The organism is Hafnia sp. CBA7124, assembly GCF_002355555.1.
GTDB lineage: Bacteria > Pseudomonadota > Gammaproteobacteria > Enterobacterales > Enterobacteriaceae > Hafnia > Hafnia alvei.
Genome location: NZ_AP017469.1, coordinates 864,227 through 885,296, shown reverse-complemented (window position 1 = coordinate 885,296; position 21,070 = coordinate 864,227). Strand labels below are relative to the sequence as shown.

The window sequence follows — 21,070 nt, the reverse complement described above, 5'->3', positions numbered from 1 at the left end:
AGCTCGTAATAATCACCGTGAAAAGCTCGGCTCACTCCCCTGCCAAGGGGAGGGTTGGGGGGGCATGCATCTTTTATTTACCCGCCCCTTCGACATCTTCTGAGCTTTTCGTCAGGTAATACGCGCCTAAGATTGGGATCGCCGTCAGGCACATCACGCACAGCGCAACCACGTTCGTCACAGGTACATCACGCGGGCGGTTAAGCTGATTTAGCAGCCACAGCGGCAAGGTGCGCTCATGGCCTGCGGTGAAGGTGGTGACGATAATTTCATCAAATGACAGAGCGAACGCCAGCATTCCGCCCGCCAGCATGGCGGATGCCAGACTCGGTAGCATCACGTGACGGAAGGTTTGCCAGCCATCCGCGCCCAGATCCATTGAGGCTTCAATCAAGCTGTGTGACGTGCGGCGGAAACGGGCAATGACGTTATTGAATACAATCACCACGCAGAAAGTGGCGTGACCAATCACAATCGTCATCACCCCCGGTTCCATGTTGAGCGTTTTAAACGCCGAGAGCAGCGCAATACCTGTGACGATGCCGGGTAACGCAATCGGTAACAGGATCAGAAAGCTGATGGTCTGCTTACCAAAAAACTCGCGGCGATACAGCGCAGCCGCCGCCAACGTGCCAAGAATGAGCGCGATGGTGGTTGCCATTGCGGCGATTTGCACCGAGAGCCATAGGGCATCCCAAACATCCTGCCGCCCCGCTGCAACCTCAAACCAGTGCAGAGTGAAGCCTTTTGGCGGGAAGCTGAACGCCGAGTCCTCGGTGTTAAAGGCATAGGCGGCAATAATTAAAATCGGGAAGTGTAAAAACACTAACCCACCCCACGCGGCGATTTTGAGTCCCCACGGTGCAGCGTTGAGATCAGAGCGCATCGAAAGCCCCCAAACGTTTCACGATGGTTAGATAGATAGCAATCAGCACGATAGGCACCAGCGTAAAGGCCGCGGCCATCGGCATATTGCCAATCGCCCCTTGCTGGGCATAGACCATGCTACCGATGAAGTAACCGGGAGGCCCCACCAGCTGTGGCACAATGAAATCACCTAGCGTGAGGGAGAAGGTAAAAATCGATCCTGCGGCAATGCCAGGAATCGCCAAGGGCAGCACGATATGACGGAAGGTTTGAACCGGACGCGCACCGAGATCCGCTGAGGCTTGTAACAGCGTTGGCGGCAAGCGCTCCAGCGCAGCCTGAATCGGCAAAATCATGAACGGCAGCCAGATGTAAACAAACACCATGAAGCGCCCAAGGCCTGACGTTGACAGCGTACTGCCGCCAATATCTGGGATCCCCAGCACCCACGCCAGCACCGGCTCTAATCCCATGTAGTGCAGGAACCATTGCGCAACACCGTCTTTCGCTAACAGCAGCGTCCACGCATACACTTTGACGATATAGCTGGCCCACATCGGCATCATAATGGCGATGTAGAAGAAGGCTTTGCTACGGCCGCTGGTGTAACGTGCCATGTAGTACGCGATGGGAAACGCCAGCAATCCACAGGCCAGAGAAACCAGAATCGCCATCGTTAGCGTGCGCACAATGATGTCGTAATTCGATGGGTTGAACAGCGCCTTGAGGTTGTCGAGCGTGAAATCCGGCGTTACCGTCATGGTGAAATCATCAAAGGTATATGCCCCCTGCCACAGCAAGGTGAACAATGACCCTAGATAAATCACTCCAAACCACAGCAGCGGCGGCGTGAGTAACAGCAGTAAATAGAGCGTCGGGCGGCGGTATAAAAACGTTGAGAACCGGCGCGCCGGACGGTTACGAACTTCGGTGTAGTCCATGCCCATCTCCATCTCAGCGATCTCCCGCCAGCGCCACCATCGCATTCCTTTCCCAGCACAGGCGAACCGGTTCACCGGTATTCCGCACCGGCTGTAAAAGCTGCTCTTGCGTATTGCCCTGACTCACGAACAAACGCACACCGTTGTCGATCATCACTTCGTAGCGCGTTGCAGCCCCTTGGTAATGGACGTCGCGTAAAACGCCCTGAACGTGGATCTCTTCTGGCTTCGCCACATCACGCGCAAAACGAATGTGTTCTGGGCGGATCGAGAAGATCCCCGGCTGCCCGAGCAGAGTTTCTGCCGATGGGCCACGAATAACGTTTGAAGTGCCGACGAATTCGGCAACGAAGGCCGTTTCCGGCTGCATATAAAGCTTCTGCGGCGTATCGACCTGTTCAATCCGTCCTTTACTAAATACCGCCACGCGATCGGACATCGACAGCGCTTCGCTTTGATCGTGGGTGACAAAAATGAAGGTGATCCCCAGTTGACGTTGGAGCTTTTTCAGCTCGGTTTGCATCTGCTCACGCAGTTTGAGATCGAGCGCGCCAAGCGGTTCATCCAGCAGCAAAACGCGTGGACGGTTCACCAGCGCACGCGCCAAAGCCACACGCTGACGCTGACCACCGGAGAGTTGGGAAGGTTTACGCTCACCATAATCGGCCAGCGCAACACTATTAAGCGCTTCACGAGCACGGCTCAGGCGATCATTTTTAGCGACGCCTTTCACCATCAGCCCGTAGGCAATATTCTCCAGCACGCTCATATGGGGAAATAGCGCGTAATCCTGAAATACGGTGTTCACATCACGCTGGTAAGGCGGCAGCCCAGCAGCCTCTTGACCTTGGATACGAATAGAACCGCTGGTTGGCTGCTCAAAGCCCGCAATCAAACGCAAACAGGTGGTTTTTCCCGAACCTGAAGGCCCGAGCAGAGAGAAAAACTCCCCCTCTTTAATCGTCAACGAAACGCGATCGACCGCATGAACGTCGCCGTAGAGTTTGGATACATCAATTAATTCAACAGAGCCGCTCATTTTTATGATCTCCGACAAAACTTTAACAGCGTCCCCCTCCCAGCCTCCCCCTTAACAGGGGGAGGAGCACATCGAACGCGCATATAAATACCGCGCGATTCGGTGACCTTCGTTAAGAAGGTTTCAGAAGAGATAACAATGAATTACCTGCCACCCATGATGGCGATATAGTCCTGCGTCCAACGGCTATACGGCACACACTGGCCTTGACTTTCACACTTGGCCTGCGGTGTTTTCCAGAAGGCAATTTTGTCGAAGAATTTATATCCGTTCGCTTCGCAACCGTTGCCACCTAATAAAGTGCTGGCTTTACAGCCTTCCGGTACGGCTGGCAGAGATCCAAACCATGCGGCGACGTCACCTTGAACTTTTGGTGTGAGCTGCCAGTTCATCCACTTGTAGGCGCAGGTCAGATGCTTAGCCTGTGCATGAACCATGGTGGTGTCCGCCCAGCCTGTCGCGCCCTCTTTCGGGAATACCGCATTGATTGGCTGGCCTTCGTTTTTCAGGCCGTTAGCTTGGAATGGCCATGAACTACCGGCAGCGACACCTTCGTTTTTGAAGTCGCTCATCTGTACGGAAGCATCGTGCCAATAACGGTGAATCAACGGATGTTGAGTGCGAAGTAAACCGAGCACCGCCTGATACTGGGTTTCGTTCAGCTCATACGGATCTTTGATCCCTAGCTCAGGCTTGGCGGTTTTTAAGTAGAGCGCGGCATCGGCGATATAGATTGGGCCGTCATAGGCCTGTACACGCCCTTTGTTGCTTTTACCATCAGGCAGATTTTGTGGTTCGAAGATCACGCCCCACGTGTCAGGCGCTTTTGGGAAGACTTTGGTGTTGTACATCAGCAGGTTTGGCCCCCACTGATACGGGGTGCCGTACACTTCGCCTTTAACGGTGTACCACGGGCCGTTAACCATTCGAGGATCGAGGTTTTTCCAGTTCGGAATTAAAGCAGGATTGATCGGCTGAACGCGTTTGCCATAAATCAGGCGCAATGAGGCATCGCCGGACGCGGTGACCAAGTCATAGCCGCCTTTGGCCATCAGGCTAACCATTTCATCGGAGGTGGCTGCCGTTTTGATATTAACTTTGCAGCCGGTGTCTTTTTCAAACTGGGTCACCCAGTCATAGTTTTTATCGCTTTGACCACGTTCGATATAACCTGGCCATGTAATGATATCGAGCTGCCCTTCAGCCGAGCCGAGCTTTTGCGGTAGTCCATCGGCCTGAGCGGTTGCAATCCCACCCAGTCCGCTGATACAGAGCGCCGAAAGCGCCGTGATAACTGTATTTTTCATTGCTATCCCCTGTCTGTGTCGTGTTGCTATTTAGTGCGGCAGATGGACTGCCTGCATTGTTATGTCATCATTTGATTCGTGCTTAAAACTGCGTTTTTACTTTCGCCATGATGTGACGCACAACGCTGTAATCCTGCAAAGCATCACCGGATAAATCCTTGCCATAGCCAGAGCGCTTGAGGCCTCCGTGCGGCATTTCACTCACCAATGTGAAGTGGGTATTGATCCACGTGGTTCCGTACTGAAGCTGCGCCGCAAGCTGCCAGGCTCGATCGATATTTTTGGTCCAAACCGAAGACGCGAGGCCGTATTCAGATTCATTCGCCCACTGCAACGCCTGTTCCAATGAGTCAACCGGCGTAATACTGACGACGGGGCCAAAAACCTCACGCTGCACAATTTCATCCTGCTGCTGACAGCCTGCGAGGATCGTGGGTGGGTAGAAAAAACCGGGGCCGGAATGCATCTGCGCACCGGTGATGCGTTCGATGTGCGGATGGCCCAGCGCCCGCTCAACAAAACTCGCCACGCGGTCGCGCTGTCTGGCGCTAATAAGAGGCCCCATTTCATTTTCGCTATCGTTGCTGCGCGCATAGCGTAAAGAGCGGGCTGCATGGCCAAGAGACTCCACCAGCGCGTCATAAATTTTGCGGTCGGCGTAAACACGGCAAGCCGCTGTACAATCCTGCCCGGCGTTATAGAAGCCGTAACGGCGTACTCCCGCGACCACCTCATCTAAATCGGCGTCATCGCATACGATCACCGGCGCTTTTCCGCCCAGTTCCAAATGCGTGCGTTTTACGTTCTTAACCGCCGCTTGCATGATTTTCTGCCCGGTCACAATGTCGCCGGTAAGGGAAACCATGCGTACCAGCGGATGATTCACCAGATAATTACCCACGGTTTCGCCGCGCCCATAAACGACGTTAATCACGCCAGTAGGAATGATGGTGCGCAATAAAGGGATCAGCGCCAGTGTGGAAAGTGGTGTGTGTTCGGAGGGTTTGAAAACTACGGTATTGCCCGCGGCTAACGCAGGAGCCATTTTCCATGCTGCCATCATCAAGGGGTAATTCCATGGTGCAATGGACGCCACCACGCCGATCGCATCACGGCGGATCATCGAAGTATGACCTTCCAGATATTCCCCTCCTAGCTGCCCATGCTGGCAGCGTATGGCTCCAGCGAAATAGCGAAAGGTATCAATAGCGGCGGGAATATCGTCTGAAAGAGCCTGATGGTAGGGTTTGCCACAGTTGAGTGATTCAAGCTCGGCAAACATAGTGGCGTGGCGTTCAATCACATCGGCAATCGCCAATAATACGGCAGCGCGTCGAGCCGGAATGGTACGAGACCATGATGGAAAAGCGCGTTGTGCAGACTCAACGGCATCGGAAACCTGCTGGGCAGACGCTTCGGCGAGCAACAACAAAACCTCACCGCTGGCCGGATTGAGCAATTGCTCTTCTGGGCCTTCTCCTGCGACCAGCAGACCATCAATGAATTGCTGTGTGTTAAGTCCTTGCGTCGCGCTGCTCATGCTGCGTTCCTCTAGGGCAAAATCGACATTACTAAAATGTCATTTATTTGTAATTAAAATGTAAATTAATTAATTTTAGCCTAGAGCAGCCGCTAGCCAGCGGCAAATACGAAATTATGAACGCTGCATTCGATTATTTAGATACCTGAATCTTTATAGGGATATAGAGATGTTATAGCTTGCGAGCCCCACCATTCTCGCGAGCAATTTGCAGAAACGGGGTGACGAGTTCTGGTCTTGCGCTGCCGCGCCGCCACGCTAATCCCACATCCAACGGTTCTGGCGTATCGACCAGCGTGCGGGCTTCAATCATATTTCCCTCAAGCGACCACGGGCGATAGGCCATATCAGGAAGCAAAGCGACACCAATTCCTGCCGCAACCAAGCTACGAACGGCTTCGGTGGATGCGGTGCGCATAGCAATAGTTGGCGTCAGTTTGGCTTTCTCCCAGATACGGCGTAGATGGCTGCCCATCTCATCGGTGTTGAGCTGAATGAGCGGTTCTTTCACCACGTCGGCCAGACGAATGCTGTCGTTTTCCAGCAACGGATGCAGCGGCGGGAGCCATAAGCGATACGGCGAGTGCATCAGCACTTCGGTTTGCAGCGCATCTCGGTCTTCGAGGTTCGATAAAATAAGCACCCCGATATCAATCTCGCCGTTGACCAATAAGTGTTCGATATAGGGGCGTTCATCTTCAACCAGTTGGGTGGTGACATTAGGATAAGCCGCACGAAAGCGCGTAAGCATATCCACCAGAAAGTAGCCGGCGACAAGGCTGGTCACGCCAATTTTTAACGTCCCGCTGAGATTCTCACACCCCAGCTCCAGGCTGCGCTTGGCATTTTCAACCGTGGCGAGAATTAAATATGACTGACGTAGAAATTGATGTCCTTGGTGGGTGAGCTCCATTCCCTTCGCGTGGCGCTTAAATAATACGGCGCCAATCTCCTGTTCCAGCAACTGAATTGCCTGAGTTAGCGAGGACTGAGAAACAAAAACCGTCTGCGCCGCCGCAGAAATCGAGCCGGTTTCGGCAACGGCAATAAAATGGCGAAGCTGGCGTAAGGTCATCATGGGGAGATCATCCGTTTGTGCTGATGATCAAAGTGTAGACAGGAAAAACATCTCGTTCGGTTTTATGTCAAAAGTATGACGACGTTCGGATTTTCCGAATTCATATTTCTACTTGGGCGGGGAAAATACGGTGAGCGGGAAATATTAAAATTGCGGAGCGCTAAATAGACGAAAGCCCTGAGTCATTGCTGACTCAGGGCTTCTGAATGTGGCGGAACGGACGGGGCTCGAACCCGCGACCCCCTGCGTGACAGGCAGGTATTCTAACCAACTGAACTACCGCTCCGCGTTGTTCCTTGTGGGAACGATGCGGATAATACGGATACCGCTCTGAGTCGTCAACTGTTTTTCTAACAAAGAATTTCAACTGAGCGCTTTTTCATCTTTTTGGCTATTTTTCAACAAATTCCGCGTAAAAAACTACTCAGCTTCAGCACGCCATAAACAGCTGCCACCCTTCTTTTGCACCAAATCAAGCCGATGCTCATGCTCAGCTAATTCATCCGCATTGGCTCTCACCACTTTTAGCGCATGCGCTTTACGGATTATCTTTTGAACTTCGCCTGTCGGCCTCGCCTTCTCGCCTTCGCTTTCCATGGAAAATGTGAGCGACGTTTGCCCGCCCGTCATCGTTAAATAGACGTCGGCCAGTATTTGGGAGTCAAGCAGTGCGCCGTGCAGGGTTCGCTTGGTGTTATCTATTTCGTAGCGATTGCATAAGGCATCCAAACTGTTGCGCTTGCCGGGGAACAAGCGGCGCGCCATCACCAAGCTATCGGTGATCTTACAGAAGGTTTCCGTCTTCGGAATATCGCGATTGAGCTTACGGAACTCGTAGTCCATAAACCCGATATCAAACGGTGCATTATGAATAACCAGCTCAGCACCGCGGATGAACTCCAGAAACTCATCGGCGATATCAGCGAAAGTCGGTTTATCCAACAGGAAATCGTCGCTGATACCGTGAACACCATAAGCCTCTGGATCGACTAAGCGATCGGGCTTGATGTAAACATGGAAGTTACGCCCCGTTAAACGACGGTTGATGACCTCAACCGCACCAATTTCAATGATTCTATGTCCTTCGTAGTGAACCCCCAGCTTATTCATACCGGTGGTTTCTGTATCGAGGACGATCTGTCGAGTTATTCCTGTGCTCATAATGTCACTTTATGTCAGACTTACGGTTTTGACTGCGGAGTAGTCTACCAGAGATGCTAAAACAGGTTGAGATTTTCACCGATGGTTCGTGCCTAGGCAACCCCGGCCCCGGTGGCTACGGTGCCATATTGCGTTACAAGCAACACGAAAAGACCCTAAGCGCAGGGTATTACCTAACCACCAACAACCGCATGGAGTTGATGGCGGCCATTGTGGCCCTGGAAACGCTGAAGGATCCCTGCGAAGTGGTGTTGTGCAGCGATAGTCAATACGTTCGCCAAGGCATCACGCAGTGGATCCATAACTGGAAAAAGCGCGGCTGGAAAACAGCGGATAAAAAGCCGGTTAAAAATGTCGATTTATGGCAACGCCTCGACCTCGCGATTCAATCGCATAAAATTGAATGGGTGTGGATCAAGGGCCATGCCGGTCATGTGGAGAATGAGCGCTGCGATGAACTAGCGCGTACAGCCGCAGGCTCGCCCGACAGAGATGACACCGGCTATCAGCCTGACAACAAATAAAGCCAGATGTAGGGCAACCGTTAGTCAGATCGTTTGCTGAAGCTCTTCGTCGCGCCAACGGTTCCACGCCAGCTCGCACGTAGGCTTCTCTCTCGAAGGGCGGTCGGCGTGAGAGGAACGGTTCTTTTACGCGCCACGATAATGCTTAGGCAACCCAATACGGGTAAATGTTTGCCAAGGAATAAGCCACCGCGACGGTTCCACGGTAAAATTTGGCTGCGATTCTCATACAAAACTTCATAGTTTAGGAGTTGCAGCCAGTCTTTCATTCGCATCATGCTAAACATTCGGCTGCTATAAGGCAGTCGGTTACGCAGTTTAGGAACCAGTTTACCTAGGCCAACCAGGCTGGTGGGGTTAAACCCAGTTAGAATAAGCCAGCCGTCATCCACGAGCACACGATCAACTTCGCGTAAAATTCGATGAGGATCGCTGGCAAAGCTTAAGCTATGCGCAAGCAGACATGCATCAACGGATTTAGCGGCAAAAGGTAAACAGCATGGGTCGGCGATTACCTGTAGGTTATCGCCTTTCATCCCTACGCTGACCTGATGAGATATACCGCATTTTTCGGTAGCGAGCTGAGAGCTCAGCGTGCCGATTTTAAGAAGATGATAACCAAATAGCTTCGGCCACCAAGGCGCAAGCTGCTGCTCTAATGCGGCACGGTAATACTCTCCCCAAGGGATCTCACTCCACGACAACGGAGGAGAAATCATTCGTGTTATCTGTGCTGGTTTCATCCGTTCACCTATATAGGGGGAATCCCCCAATGGAGAGCTATCGATTATGAATCTTATCAGTATCCCTGCAATGCAAGATAACTACATTTGGCTGCTCGCCAACGATCAACAAGAATGTTTGATCGTCGATCCCGGCGTTGCGGCACCGGCTTTACACTACCTGACGGAAAATAAGCTTACTCCTAAAGCCATCCTACTCACGCATCATCATAATGACCACGTAGGCGGCGTGGGCGAGATCTTGCTGCACTATCCGGATATTCCCGTATATGGGCCACACGAAACGGCCAATAAAGGCTGCACGCAGCAAGTTCGTGGACACGATGAAATTACCGTATTAGGTATGACTTTCAGCGTGTTGGATGTTCCTGGGCATACTCTCGGACATATTGCTTACTATGCCACTCCCTATCTATTTTGTGGAGACACCTTATTTTCAGCGGGTTGCGGACGTATTTTTGAAGGTACGCCTGAGCAAATGTATGCCTCTTTACAGCTCATTGCGCAACTTCCTGATAACACCTTAATTTGTTGCGCTCATGAATATACTGAGTCAAATCTTAGGTTTGCAAGATACGTTTTACCAGAAAACAAAGAGATTGAAACATATCAGAAACAAGTTCACGAGTTACGGTTAAAACACCAACCTAGCGTGCCTTCTTTACTCAAAATTGAGAAGGAAATTAATCCTTTTTTACGTTGTTATGATAATGATTTACAACGAAATTTAGGATTCGAAAATCAACCAATTAAGACTTGGCAAGTTTTTGCCCGCCTACGCGACATGAAAGACAGCTTCTAAAGCTTTTTGTTGTGTTTTGAGGCTAGGCAAAGTATTATTGCTCGTCTTTTAATCACCAGTAGACACACACATGAAGGCTAAAGCAATTATCTTTGCCTCTATGTTGCTGGCCGGGTGCCAAGGCGTAAACCATCACGCTAATGAGCCCGAACAGTATGCACAGAGTTTGTCTTCAGTCAGTCGAAGTGAAGCAGGACAGCCCTCAAGGGACGCTCGAGCGACCTCCGCGCGATGGCTCAACGATAGTAGTAGTGACATTGCGCAGAAAGATTTGTGGGGCTTCATTAGTGACGATCTGAAGATGAAGGTTCCGGACAATAGCCGGATCCGCGAACAAAAAAATAAATTTTTAAGAAATAAGAGCTATCTCCACGATGTAACATTACGGGCAGAGCCGTATATGTACTGGATAGTCGAGCAGATTAAGCAACGTAAAATGCCGATGGAACTGGTACTACTACCCATAGTGGAGAGCGCTTTTAACCCACACGCAACGTCATCCGCTAACGCCGCAGGGCTTTGGCAGATAGTTCCTCAGACGGGGCGCAATTACGGGTTGAAACAGAACCAGTGGTATGACGGTCGACGTGATGTTGCCGCCTCTACCACCGCCGCATTGGATATGATGCAGCGAATGAACCGCATGTTTGGCGGTGACTGGTTATTGACGGTGGCTGCATTCAATAGCGGTGAAGGCCGTGTGATGCAGGCAGTCAAAGCGAATAAGCGTAAAGGTTTGCCGACTGATTTTTGGTCATTGTCATTGCCACGCGAAACATCTATCTATGTTCCCAAGATGCTAGCACTGAGCGATCTGATCAAAAATAATAAACGTTATGGCATTAAACTGCCGCAGTCTAACGACCAACGTGCGCTGGCAAAAGTTGATGTAGGGCAACAGATTCAGTTGACACAGGCCGCAGAAATGGCGGGCATGTCTCTGACGAAGATTAAGGCATTTAATCCTGGTTACAAAAAGAATGTAACCGCACCAAATGGCCCGCACTACATCATGGTGCCAAAAGCACATGTTGAGCAGTTTAAAGATTCACTGGCCGAAGGCGAGATTGCAGCAATCCAGCCCAATGCGCAGTTAGCCTCAACGAACACCTCGTCTAAAGCGAAAGTTTCAGGCTATAAAGTTCGTTCGGGCGATACGATATCTGCAATTGCTAAGCGTTTAAATATCAGTCAGAAAGAGTTGTTGAGCATGAATAATCTGCGCAGCAACAGCAAACTGAAAGCCGGTCAGACATTGCAGGTGGCGAATAACGCCAGCACGTCGATCGCTGATAACAGCAGCATTACTTACAAGGTACGTAAAGGCGACTCACTGGCCAGCATTGCAAAACGTCATGGTGTAAACATCAATGATGTAATGCGTTGGAACAGCGTCATTACGAAAGCGAGTCAAATCCAGCCGGGCGATATGCTAACGCTGTATGTAAGAGACTCAGCTAACTCCAATAGCTAATGCTCGTAAGCAGAATCAGTTAAACGCAAAAAGCGCCGCAAGGCGCTTTTTTTATAGCTGGATTTTAAGTTACGATTTAGTCAGGTTTAAAATCGACCAATAGCGGGTTATGGTCAGATGCCTGTGTAACTAACACCGATGCCTCAACAACACCCAGGCCACGATAGAAAACAAAATCTAGAGGTCGTCCAAAGGCTGTCCGGCGACGATCGTTGGTAAAGTTGACCTCCTGTAGCTCCATCCCACTCGCAAACCTCTGCAGCGCGTTGATGCGCTGTTTGCTCCAAGCGTTAAAATCTCCGGCCATGATCACAGGGCCTTTATGTAGCGCTATCTGTTCGCCAATCGGATCGAGCTGCTTGCTATATACGTCCACACCCAAGCTAAAATTCACCGCATGGATATTCACAACCATTAATAACCGTCCGTCAAACAACGGATAAACGGTGACTAGCGCAGATTTTGACAATCGAATTAACGGTTCTTTTTCTCGCAGTGGACAGCAATAAACCGGGTGTGCAGCGGCCAAAGTCATCACGCCAGAAGGGTGCTGCGGAAACGAAAAAGCAGGAACCTGATCGGCGGTAAGATAATTGCTTGTCGCAAATTTGACTAATTCAGGCGTAGTTTGCGCCTCTTGCAAGAGAACAAGCTGCGAGCTTTTTCCATATTCTTTTAACACTGACAGCCAGTCTGAACGCTGCTGCTTAAAGATATTCCACACCATAATGCGTAGAACATTATCTGTTGGAAGAGATTGAGTAACGGGCAACGTTTGCCCCAGCTCATTCATTGCGCCGGGGAATACTCGCTCAGCAGGAAGACCCGCCACATACCTCATGGCATAATTTTTTTTCCGCACTTTCGCCGCCTGTTAGTGAAAACACATTCAATCATTTCAACAATCGTTCGAGAATTATACGCCTTCCACAACGACATCAAAAACAATCTAAAGCACTTAACTTGTTATAGGGACTAATGCTGGGAAAAACAACTGTGGTGGGGGTAATGGCGAGTAAAGCTAGGTAAGTTAGGCATGAATTAGCAGCAGTTTTAGCGCTAATCTGAAGTTTTCAAAACGGAAATACAAAAAAGCCTGCTATTGCTAGCAGGCTTTTTGCAAATAAGTGGCGGAACGGACGGGGCTCGAACCCGCGACCCCCTGCGTGACAGGCAGGTATTCTAACCAACTGAACTACCGCTCCACCGATTCTTTCTCTCACATCAGCATTCGTCTGATGTCAGTTTGTTCCTGCTATTTTCCGTGTCAGGGAAAAGGAACGAATTTAAAGCCTGGCAGTTCCCTACTCTCGCATGGGGAGACCCCACACTACCATCGGCGCTACGGCGTTTCACTTCTGAGTTCGGCATGGGGTCAGGTGGGACCACCGCGCTATCGCCGCCAGGCATATTCTGTTATTTGCACCGCTTTCTGTATTTCTACAGCTAGCCATACAAACCAATCTGTTCAACAAGCCTACTCTTTGTGTTTTCGCGTCTCTGCGTCTTAAAACACCTTCGGTGTTGTAAGGTTAAGCCTCACGGATCATTAGTACTGGTTAGCTCAACGTATCGCTACGCTTACACACCCAGCCTATCAACGTCTTAGTCTTAAACGTTCCTTTAGGAGACTCAAGGTCTCAGGGAAGACTCATCTCGAGGCAAGTTTCGCGCTTAGATGCTTTCAGCGCTTATCTTTTCCGCATTTAGCTACCGGGCAATGCCATTGGCATGACAACCCGAACACCAGTGATGCGTCCACTCCGGTCCTCTCGTACTAGGAGCAGCCCCTCTCAATCTTCCAACGCCCACGGCAGATAGGGACCGAACTGTCTCACGACGTTCTAAACCCAGCTCGCGTACCACTTTAAATGGCGAACAGCCATACCCTTGGGACCTACTTCAGCCCCAGGATGTGATGAGCCGACATCGAGGTGCCAAACACCGCCGTCGATATGAACTCTTGGGCGGTATCAGCCTGTTATCCCCGGAGTACCTTTTATCCGTTGAGCGATGGCCCTTCCATTCAGAACCACCGGATCACTATGACCTACTTTCGTACCTGCTCGAGCCGTCACTCTCGCAGTCAAGCTAGCTTATGCCATTGCACTAACCTCACGATGTCCGACCGTGATTAGCTAACCTTCGTGCTCCTCCGTTACTCTTTAGGAGGAGACCGCCCCAGTCAAACTACCCACCAGACACTGTCCTCAATCCCGATTAGGGACCGGAGTTAGAACATCAAACATTAAAGGGTGGTATTTCAAGGTTGGCTCCACGCAGACTGGCGTCCACGCTTCAAAGCCTCCCACCTATCCTACACATCAAGGCTCAATGTTCAGTGTCAAGCTATAGTAAAGGTTCACGGGGTCTTTCCGTCTTGCCGCGGGTACACTGCATCTTCACAGCGAGTTCAATTTCACTGAGTCTCGGGTGGAGACAGCCTGGCCATCATTACGCCATTCGTGCAGGTCGGAACTTACCCGACAAGGAATTTCGCTACCTTAGGACCGTTATAGTTACGGCCGCCGTTTACTGGGGCTTCGATCAAGAGCTTCGCCTTGCGGCTGACCCCATCAATTAACCTTCCAGCACCGGGCAGGCGTCACACCGTATACGTCCACTTTCGTGTTTGCACAGTGCTGTGTTTTTATTAAACAGTTGCAGCCAGCTGGTATCTTCGACTGGCTTCAGCTCCATCCGCAAGGGACTTCACCTACGCGCCAGCGTGCCTTCTCCCGAAGTTACGGCACCATTTTGCCTAGTTCCTTCACCCGAGTTCTCTCAAGCGCCTTGGTATTCTCTACCTGACCACCTGTGTCGGTTTGGGGTACGATTCAATGTTACCTAGAGCTTAGAGGCTTTTCCTGGAAGCTTGGCATCAACTACTTCATCACCGTAGTGACTCGTCATCACGCCTCAGGGTTAATAAAAGCGCGGATTTACCAACGCTTTCCCCCTACACGCTTAAACCGGGACAACCGTCGCCCGGATAGCCTAGCCTTCTCCGTCCCCCCTTCGCAGTAACACCGAGTACAGGAATATTAACCTGTTTCCCATCGACTACGCCTTTCGGCCTCGCCTTAGGGGTCGACTCACCCTGCCCCGATTAACGTTGGACAGGAACCCTTGGTCTTCCGGCGAGCGGGTTTTTCACCCGCTTTATCGTTACTTATGTCAGCATTCGCACTTCTGATACCTCCAGCAACCCTCACGAGCCACCTTCAACGGCTTACAGAACGCTCCCCTACCCAACAACACCTAAGTGTCGCTGCCGCAGCTTCGGTGCATAGTTTAGCCCCGTTACATCTTCCGCGCAGGCCGACTCGACCAGTGAGCTATTACGCTTTCTTTAAATGATGGCTGCTTCTAAGCCAACATCCTGGCTGTCTATGCCTTCCCACATCGTTTCCCACTTAACTATGACTTTGGGACCTTAGCTGGCGGTCTGGGTTGTTTCCCTCTTCACGACGGACGTTAGCACCCGCCGTGTGTCTCCCGTGATAACATTCTTCGGTATTCGTAGTTTGCATCGAGTTGGTAAGTCGGGATGACCCCCTAGTCGAAACAGTGCTCTACCCCCGAAGATGAGTTCACGAGGCGCTACCTAAATAGCTTTCGGGGAGAACCAGCTATCTCCCGGTTTGATTGGCCTTTCACCCCCAGCCACAAGTCATCCGCTAATTTTTCAACATTAGTCGGTTCGGTCCTCCAGTTAGTGTTACCCAACCTTCAACCTGCCCATGGCTAGATCACCGGGTTTCGGGTCTATACCTTGCAACTTGACGCCCAGTTAAGACTCGGTTTCCCTACGGCTCCCCTATTCGGTTAACCTTGCTACAAAATATAAGTCGCTGACCCATTATACAAAAGGTACGCAGTCACCCCATAAAGAGGCTCCCACTGCTTGTACGTACACGGTTTCAGGTTCTATTTCACTCCCCTCGCCGGGGTTCTTTTCGCCTTTCCCTCACGGTACTGGTTCACTATCGGTCAGTCAGGAGTATTTAGCCTTGGAGGATGGTCCCCCCATATTCAGACAGGATGTCACGTGTCCCGCCCTACTCATCGAACTCACAACGTATGCATTTTCAAGTACGGGGCTATCACCCTGTATCGCCGGACTTTCCAGACCGTTCCTCTGACACATACGCTGATTAAGGTTCTGGGCTGCTCCCCGTTCGCTCGCCGCTACTAGGGGAATCTCGGTTGATTTCTTTTCCTCAGGGTACTTAGATGTTTCAGTTCCCCTGGTTCGCTTCGTTAAGCTATGTATTCACTTAACGATAGTGCAACGAATTGCACTGGGTTTCCCCATTCGGAAATCGTCGGCTATAACGCTTCATATCAGCTTACCGACGCTTATCGCAGATTAGCACGTCCTTCATCGCCTCTGACTGCCTAGGCATCCACCGTGTACGCTTAGTCACTTAACCTCACAACCCGAAGGTGTCTCTTTAGTGAACGCGGTTACGAACCGGTTCAAGACAGCATTCAAGATTGCAAAAAATTGAGAGACTGCTTAATACAAACTGTGTCAGTGTGTCTCACAGTTGCTTAAGCTTTCAAATTTCAGCTTGTTCCAGATTGTTAAAGAGCAATATCTTAAACACGACTCGTTAGAATCATCTTTAAGATTTTTCGTTCATTAGAACGGGTGATAATGTCTTTCACTCATTATCGGAATGGCGTCCCCAAGGGGATTCGAACCCCTGTTACAGCCGTGAAAGGGCAGTGTCCTAGGCCTCTAGACGATGGGGACACGAAAATACCGACAAAGCTTTCGCCTTCTCGTTTCGTATCAGCATGAGTCTTAAAACTCACAACATCAACAGGTGCTCTTGCTCATTAATTTCATCAGACAATCTGTGTGGACACTGCACTTAACGCTATCTTTAGGTAAGGAGGTGATCCAACCGCAGGTTCCCCTACGGTTACCTTGTTACGACTTCACCCCAGTCATGAATCACAAAGTGGTAAGCGCCCTCCCGAAGGTTAAGCTACCTACTTCTTTTGCAACCCACTCCCATGGTGTGACGGGCGGTGTGTACAAGGCCCGGGAACGTATTCACCGTAGCATTCTGATCTACGATTACTAGCGATTCCGACTTCATGGAGTCGAGTTGCAGACTCCAATCCGGACTACGACATACTTTATGAGGTCCGCTTGCTCTCGCGAGTTCGCTTCTCTTTGTATATGCCATTGTAGCACGTGTGTAGCCCTACTCGTAAGGGCCATGATGACTTGACGTCATCCCCACCTTCCTCCGGTTTATCACCGGCAGTCTCCTTTGAGTTCCCACCATTACGTGCTGGCAACAAAGGATAAGGGTTGCGCTCGTTGCGGGACTTAACCCAACATTTCACAACACGAGCTGACGACAGCCATGCAGCACCTGTCTCAGAGTTCCCGAAGGCACTAAGCTATCTCTAGCAAATTCTCTGGATGTCAAGAGTAGGTAAGGTTCTTCGCGTTGCATCGAATTAAACCACATGCTCCACCGCTTGTGCGGGCCCCCGTCAATTCATTTGAGTTTTAACCTTGCGGCCGTACTCCCCAGGCGGTCGACTTAACGCGTTAGCTCCGGAAGCCACGCCTCAAGGGCACAACCTCCAAGTCGACATCGTTTACAGCGTGGACTACCAGGGTATCTAATCCTGTTTGCTCCCCACGCTTTCGCACCTGAGCGTCAGTCTTTGTCCAGGGGGCCGCCTTCGCCACCGGTATTCCTCCAGATCTCTACGCATTTCACCGCTACACCTGGAATTCTACCCCCCTCTACAAGACTCTAGCTGACCAGTTTCAAATGCAGTTCCCAAGTTAAGCTCGGGGATTTCACATCTGACTTAATCAACCGCCTGCGTGCGCTTTACGCCCAGTAATTCCGATTAACGCTTGCACCCTCCGTATTACCGCGGCTGCTGGCACGGAGTTAGCCGGTGCTTCTTCTGCGAGTAACGTCAATCACTGCGGTTATTAACCACAATGCCTTCCTCCTCGCTGAAAGTACTTTACAACCCGAAGGCCTTCTTCATACACGCGGCATGGCTGCATCAGGCTTGCGCCCATTGTGCAATATTCCCCACTGCTGCCTCCCGTAGGAGTCTGGACCGTGTCTCAGTTCCAGTGTGGCTGGTCATCCTCTCAGACCAGCTAGAGATCGTCGCCTAGGTGAGCCATTACCCCACCTACTAGCTAATCCCATCTGGGCACATCTGATGGCGTGAGGCCCGAAGGTCCCCCACTTTGGTCCGAAGACGTCATGCGGTATTAGCTACCGTTTCCAGTAGTTATCCCCCTCCATCAGGCAGTTTCCCAGACATTACTCACCCGTCCGCCGCTCGTCACCCAGAGAGCAAGCTCTCTTGTGCTACCGCTCGACTTGCATGTGTTAGGCCTGCCGCCAGCGTTCAATCTGAGCCATGATCAAACTCTTCAATTAAAAGCTTGATTTGCTTCAACAAGTGAAGCGATGCTCGAAAATTAACTTTCGTAATAATTCACTAAATGAATTACTGCTTGGTCACTCTTCAAGACTTTAATATTTTATCGTCCGAGGACGTTAGATATTGTCTTGTGAGTGCCCACACAGATTGTCTGATAAATTGTTAAAGAGCAGCGAATTGCGAACATTCGTTCCAGCAACTCGGGAGGTGCATATTACGCTTTCCTCCTGAAGAGTCAAGCTTTTTTCTTTTCAGAAATTCGCATTACTGCGAGGCTTTTCTCTTCCTCACCGAGCGACGTTTGCGTCGTTGTTCCCAGTCAGTGGTGGCACATTATAGGGACTTCTGAACGGCTGACAACCCCTAATTTAAAAAAACTTTTCAACCGCGCAAGTTTTAATCAAAAATTCAATTAATGGATGAATTTCATTCATTACCTGCTTTTATATTCATCAAGCATAAAAAAGGCAGCCAATTGGCTGCCTTTTTATCTTTCTTTCTATATCGCTATCAGAGCCTTTAGAACGCTTCTATTACCTATTATTGCTTGGCAACGATTTGTTCATCAGCAACATCTAGCGTGATGTCTTTGCCCGGAATCAGTTTTCCAGACAAAATTTGCTGGGCCAGCGGGTTTTCGATTTCCTGCTGGATAGCGCGTTTCAATGGACGAGCCCCATAGACCGGGTCGAAGCCCGCTTTTGAAAGCTGTTCCAATGCCGCATCGGTGATGGTTACGCTGTAGCCTTTCTCTTCGAGACGTTGGTACAGACGCTCCAACTGAATCCGCGCAATCGCCTTGATGTTTTTCTGATCTAATGGATGGAACACAACGGTTTCATCTATACGGTTAATAAACTCAGGGCGGAAGTGATGTGATACCACGCTCATCACCAACTCTTTCATTTCACCATAATCGAGTTGACCGAAACGATCCTGAATCAAATCAGAGCCAAGGTTTGAGGTCATAATGACCACGGTGTTACGGAAATCAACCGTTCTGCCCTGTCCATCCGTCAATCGTCCATCATCTAATACCTGCAGCAAGATGTTGAATACATCCGGATGTGCTTTTTCCACTTCATCTAGCAAGATGACAGAATAAGGACGGCGGCGTACGGCTTCAGTTAGGTAACCACCTTCTTCATAACCGACATATCCTGGAGGCGCACCCACTAAACGTGACACGGAGTGTTTTTCCATAAACTCAGACATGTCGATACGCACCATTGCGTCATCGCTGTCGAACAAGAAGTTTGCTAACGCTTTGCACAGCTCTGTTTTACCTACCCCGGTTGGCCCTAAGAATAGGAAAGAACCAATTGGGCGGTTTGGATCAGACAACCCAGCACGGCTACGACGAATCGCATTCGACACTGCTTCTACCGCTTCATTCTGGCCGATAACACGTTCATGCAGATCGTCTTCCATACGCAGCAATTTCGCACGCTCGCTTTCTAACATGCGTGATACTGGAATACCGGTCCAACGCGCCAGCACTTCTGCAATCTCAACATCGGTGACTTTATTGCGCAGCAGCTTCATCGTCTTACCTTCAGACTGCGTCGCCGCTTCTAATTGTTTTTCCAAACCAGGCAACTTGCCGTATTGGATTTCAGACATCTTGGCTAAATCACCGACACGGCGAGCCTGCTCAAGCGCAATCTTAGCCTGCTCGATTTCAGCTTTGATATTCTGCGTACCGCTGAGCGAAGCCTTCTCAGCTTTCCACTCTTCTTCCAGCTCAGAATATTCACGCTCTTTATGCTCTAACTCTTCGTTGAGCATTTCCAAGCGCTTTTTACTTGCTTCATCAGATTCTTTATTCAGCGCCTGCTGTTCAAGCTTGAGCTGAATAATACGGCGTTCTAAGCGATCCAACGATTCTGGCTTAGAGTCCATCTGCATACGAATGCTTGATGCGGCCTCATCGATAAGGTCAATCGCTTTATCGGGCAGCTGACGATCCGCAATATAGCGATGCGACAAATTCGCGGCTGCAACAATCGCAGGGTCAGTAATCTGCACGTGGTGATGCAGCTCGTAGCGCTCTTTCAGTCCACGCAAAATAGCAATGGTGTCTTCTACCGTTGGCTCTGCTACGAATACTTTTTGGAAACGACGCTCAAGCGCAGCATCTTTCTCTATATATTGGCGGTATTCATCCAGCGTAGTCGCACCAACGCAATGCAACTCACCACGGGCTAATGCAGGTTTAAGCATGTTGCCCGCATCCATTGCGCCGTCGCCTTTGCCCGCGCCAACCATGGTGTGCAATTCATCAATAAACAGAATGACGTTGCCTTCCTGTTTCGATAGATCGCTTAATACGGCTTTCAGTCGCTCTTCAAATTCACCACGGAATTTAGCACCCGCGATCAATGAGCCCATATCTAAGGAGAGAACGCGTTTGTTCTTCAGCCCTTCAGGGACTTCACCGTTAATAATCCGCTGCGCTAAACCTTCAACGATAGCTGTCTTACCGACCCCAGGCTCACCGATGAGAACAGGGTTATTTTTGGTACGGCGCTGCAATACCTGAATAGTACGGCGAATTTCTTCATCACGGCCGATCACTGGGTCGAGTTTGCCTTGTTCGGCACGCTCGGTCAGATCGACGGTGTATTTTTTCAATGCCTGACGTTGGTCTTCGGCATTTGCATCATCCACTTTCTCACCTCCACGCATTTGCTCAATGGCGGTACTGACTTTCTGAACGTTGGCACCTGCGGCTTTCAAGATATCGCCTAAATTGCCGCGATCTTCCAACACGGCAAGAACAAACAGCTCAGACGAAATAAAAGTGTCATTACGTTTTTGTGCCAGCTTATCGCACAGGTTCAGAACACGAATCAGTTCGTTCGATGGCTGAACATCCCCACCGGCGCCTTCAACCTGCGGTAAACGAGAGATAGCTTGTTCAAGCTCCTGACGTAAACTCGCGGTATTAACACCAGCAGAGGTTAATAATGGTCGAACCGTGCCCCCATCCTGATTGAGCAACGCGCTCATCAGATGTACCGGCTCTATAAATTGGTTATCACGCCCAAGTGCGAGTGACTGGGCGTCAGCGAGGGCAAGCTGGAACTTACTTGTTAAGCGATCCAGACGCATAATTCCTCCAAGACGTATCAAAGTTTCTACTGA

Annotated in this window: 12 protein-coding genes, 3 tRNA genes, 3 rRNA genes and 1 pseudogene; 3 read left to right on the top strand and 16 right to left on the bottom strand. The window is 50.4% G+C overall.

All coding sequences use genetic code 11. From position 1 onward, the window contains the following. Positions 1-73: 73 nt before the first annotated feature. From CPY98_RS04150 to dnaQ, 8 genes are all read right to left on the bottom strand, one after another. Complete coding sequence (locus CPY98_RS04150; RefSeq protein ID WP_025800401.1) at positions 74-886, bottom strand: ABC transporter permease; 813 nt, start codon at positions 884-886, stop codon at positions 74-76. Next, positions 876-1,808 carry an ABC transporter permease gene (locus CPY98_RS04145; protein WP_369828313.1) on the bottom strand — a complete coding sequence of 311 codons (933 nt, stop codon included), beginning with the start codon at positions 1,806-1,808 and terminating at the stop codon, positions 876-878. Before CPY98_RS04145 ends, CPY98_RS04150 begins: the two co-directional genes overlap by 11 nt. Positions 1,809-1,821: 13 nt before the next feature. After that, positions 1,822-2,847 carry an ABC transporter ATP-binding protein gene (locus CPY98_RS04140; RefSeq protein WP_043491190.1) on the bottom strand — a complete coding sequence of 342 codons (1,026 nt, stop codon included), beginning with the start codon at positions 2,845-2,847 and terminating at the stop codon, positions 1,822-1,824. A gap of 143 nt (positions 2,848-2,990) precedes the next feature. Further along, entirely contained in the window at positions 2,991-4,154 is a 1,164-nt protein-coding gene (gene ydcS / locus CPY98_RS04135; protein WP_096386450.1) for a putative ABC transporter substrate-binding protein YdcS, read from the bottom strand. Positions 4,155-4,236: 82 nt separating this feature from the next. Next, positions 4,237-5,694 (bottom strand): gamma-aminobutyraldehyde dehydrogenase, encoded by a 1,458-nt coding sequence (locus CPY98_RS04130; protein ID WP_096386447.1) that lies wholly within the window; start codon positions 5,692-5,694, stop codon positions 4,237-4,239. A 172-nt stretch (positions 5,695-5,866) separates the two neighbouring features. Continuing rightward, on the bottom strand, positions 5,867-6,772 hold the full coding sequence (locus tag CPY98_RS04125; RefSeq protein ID WP_025800396.1) for a LysR substrate-binding domain-containing protein: 906 nt from the start codon (positions 6,770-6,772) through the stop codon (positions 5,867-5,869). A gap of 209 nt (positions 6,773-6,981) precedes the next feature. Next, a tRNA-Asp gene (locus CPY98_RS04120) sits at positions 6,982-7,058 on the bottom strand. Positions 7,059-7,192: 134 nt separating this feature from the next. Then, entirely contained in the window at positions 7,193-7,933 is a 741-nt protein-coding gene (gene dnaQ, locus CPY98_RS04115) for a DNA polymerase III subunit epsilon (RefSeq protein ID WP_025800395.1), read from the bottom strand. Between dnaQ and rnhA the strand changes: the two are divergent. Continuing rightward, positions 7,887-8,457 (top strand): annotated as a pseudogene (rnhA, locus tag CPY98_RS04110) (ribonuclease HI). The gene dnaQ and the pseudogene rnhA sit on opposite strands and share 47 nt — an antisense overlap. A 20-nt stretch (positions 8,458-8,477) precedes the next feature. On the opposite strand, the gene CPY98_RS04105 reads toward rnhA, so the two are convergent. After that, positions 8,478-9,200 (bottom strand): class I SAM-dependent methyltransferase, encoded by a 723-nt coding sequence (locus CPY98_RS04105; RefSeq protein ID WP_096386445.1) that lies wholly within the window; start codon positions 9,198-9,200, stop codon positions 8,478-8,480. A 46-nt stretch (positions 9,201-9,246) separates the two neighbouring features. Between CPY98_RS04105 and gloB the strand changes: the two genes are divergently transcribed. Together gloB and mltD are read left to right on the top strand one after the other, a co-directional pair. Continuing rightward, on the top strand, positions 9,247-10,002 hold the full coding sequence (gene gloB, locus CPY98_RS04100) for a hydroxyacylglutathione hydrolase (RefSeq protein ID WP_043491178.1): 756 nt from the start codon (positions 9,247-9,249) through the stop codon (positions 10,000-10,002). A 70-nt stretch (positions 10,003-10,072) separates the two neighbouring features. Then, on the top strand, positions 10,073-11,476 hold the full coding sequence (mltD, locus tag CPY98_RS04095) for a murein transglycosylase D (RefSeq protein ID WP_043491177.1): 1,404 nt from the start codon (positions 10,073-10,075) through the stop codon (positions 11,474-11,476). A 76-nt stretch (positions 11,477-11,552) separates the two neighbouring features. Here mltD and CPY98_RS04090 read toward each other — a convergent pair whose 3' ends face one another. The 7 genes from CPY98_RS04090 to clpB form a co-directional block, all read right to left on the bottom strand. Continuing rightward, a complete protein-coding gene (locus CPY98_RS04090) occupies positions 11,553-12,338 on the bottom strand; it encodes an endonuclease/exonuclease/phosphatase family protein (protein WP_025800390.1) in 786 nt (261 codons plus the stop codon). A 266-nt stretch (positions 12,339-12,604) separates the two neighbouring features. Then, positions 12,605-12,681, bottom strand: a tRNA-Asp gene (locus CPY98_RS04085). An 86-nt stretch (positions 12,682-12,767) separates the two neighbouring features. Continuing rightward, positions 12,768-12,883: ribosomal RNA gene (rrf, locus tag CPY98_RS04080) — 5S ribosomal RNA — on the bottom strand. A 121-nt stretch (positions 12,884-13,004) separates the two neighbouring features. Beyond that, positions 13,005-15,912 (bottom strand): 23S ribosomal RNA (locus tag CPY98_RS04075). Positions 15,913-16,162: 250 nt separating this feature from the next. Next, positions 16,163-16,238: transfer RNA gene (locus CPY98_RS04070), tRNA-Glu, on the bottom strand. A gap of 138 nt (positions 16,239-16,376) precedes the next feature. Next, positions 16,377-17,919 (bottom strand): 16S ribosomal RNA (locus CPY98_RS04065). The 16S, 23S and 5S rRNA genes sit together here with 2 tRNA genes alongside, the layout of an rRNA operon. A 544-nt stretch (positions 17,920-18,463) precedes the next feature. Beyond that, positions 18,464-21,037 carry an ATP-dependent chaperone ClpB gene (gene clpB, locus CPY98_RS04060; protein ID WP_025801526.1) on the bottom strand — a complete coding sequence of 858 codons (2,574 nt, stop codon included), beginning with the start codon at positions 21,035-21,037 and terminating at the stop codon, positions 18,464-18,466. Positions 21,038-21,070: the final 33 nt, after the last annotated feature.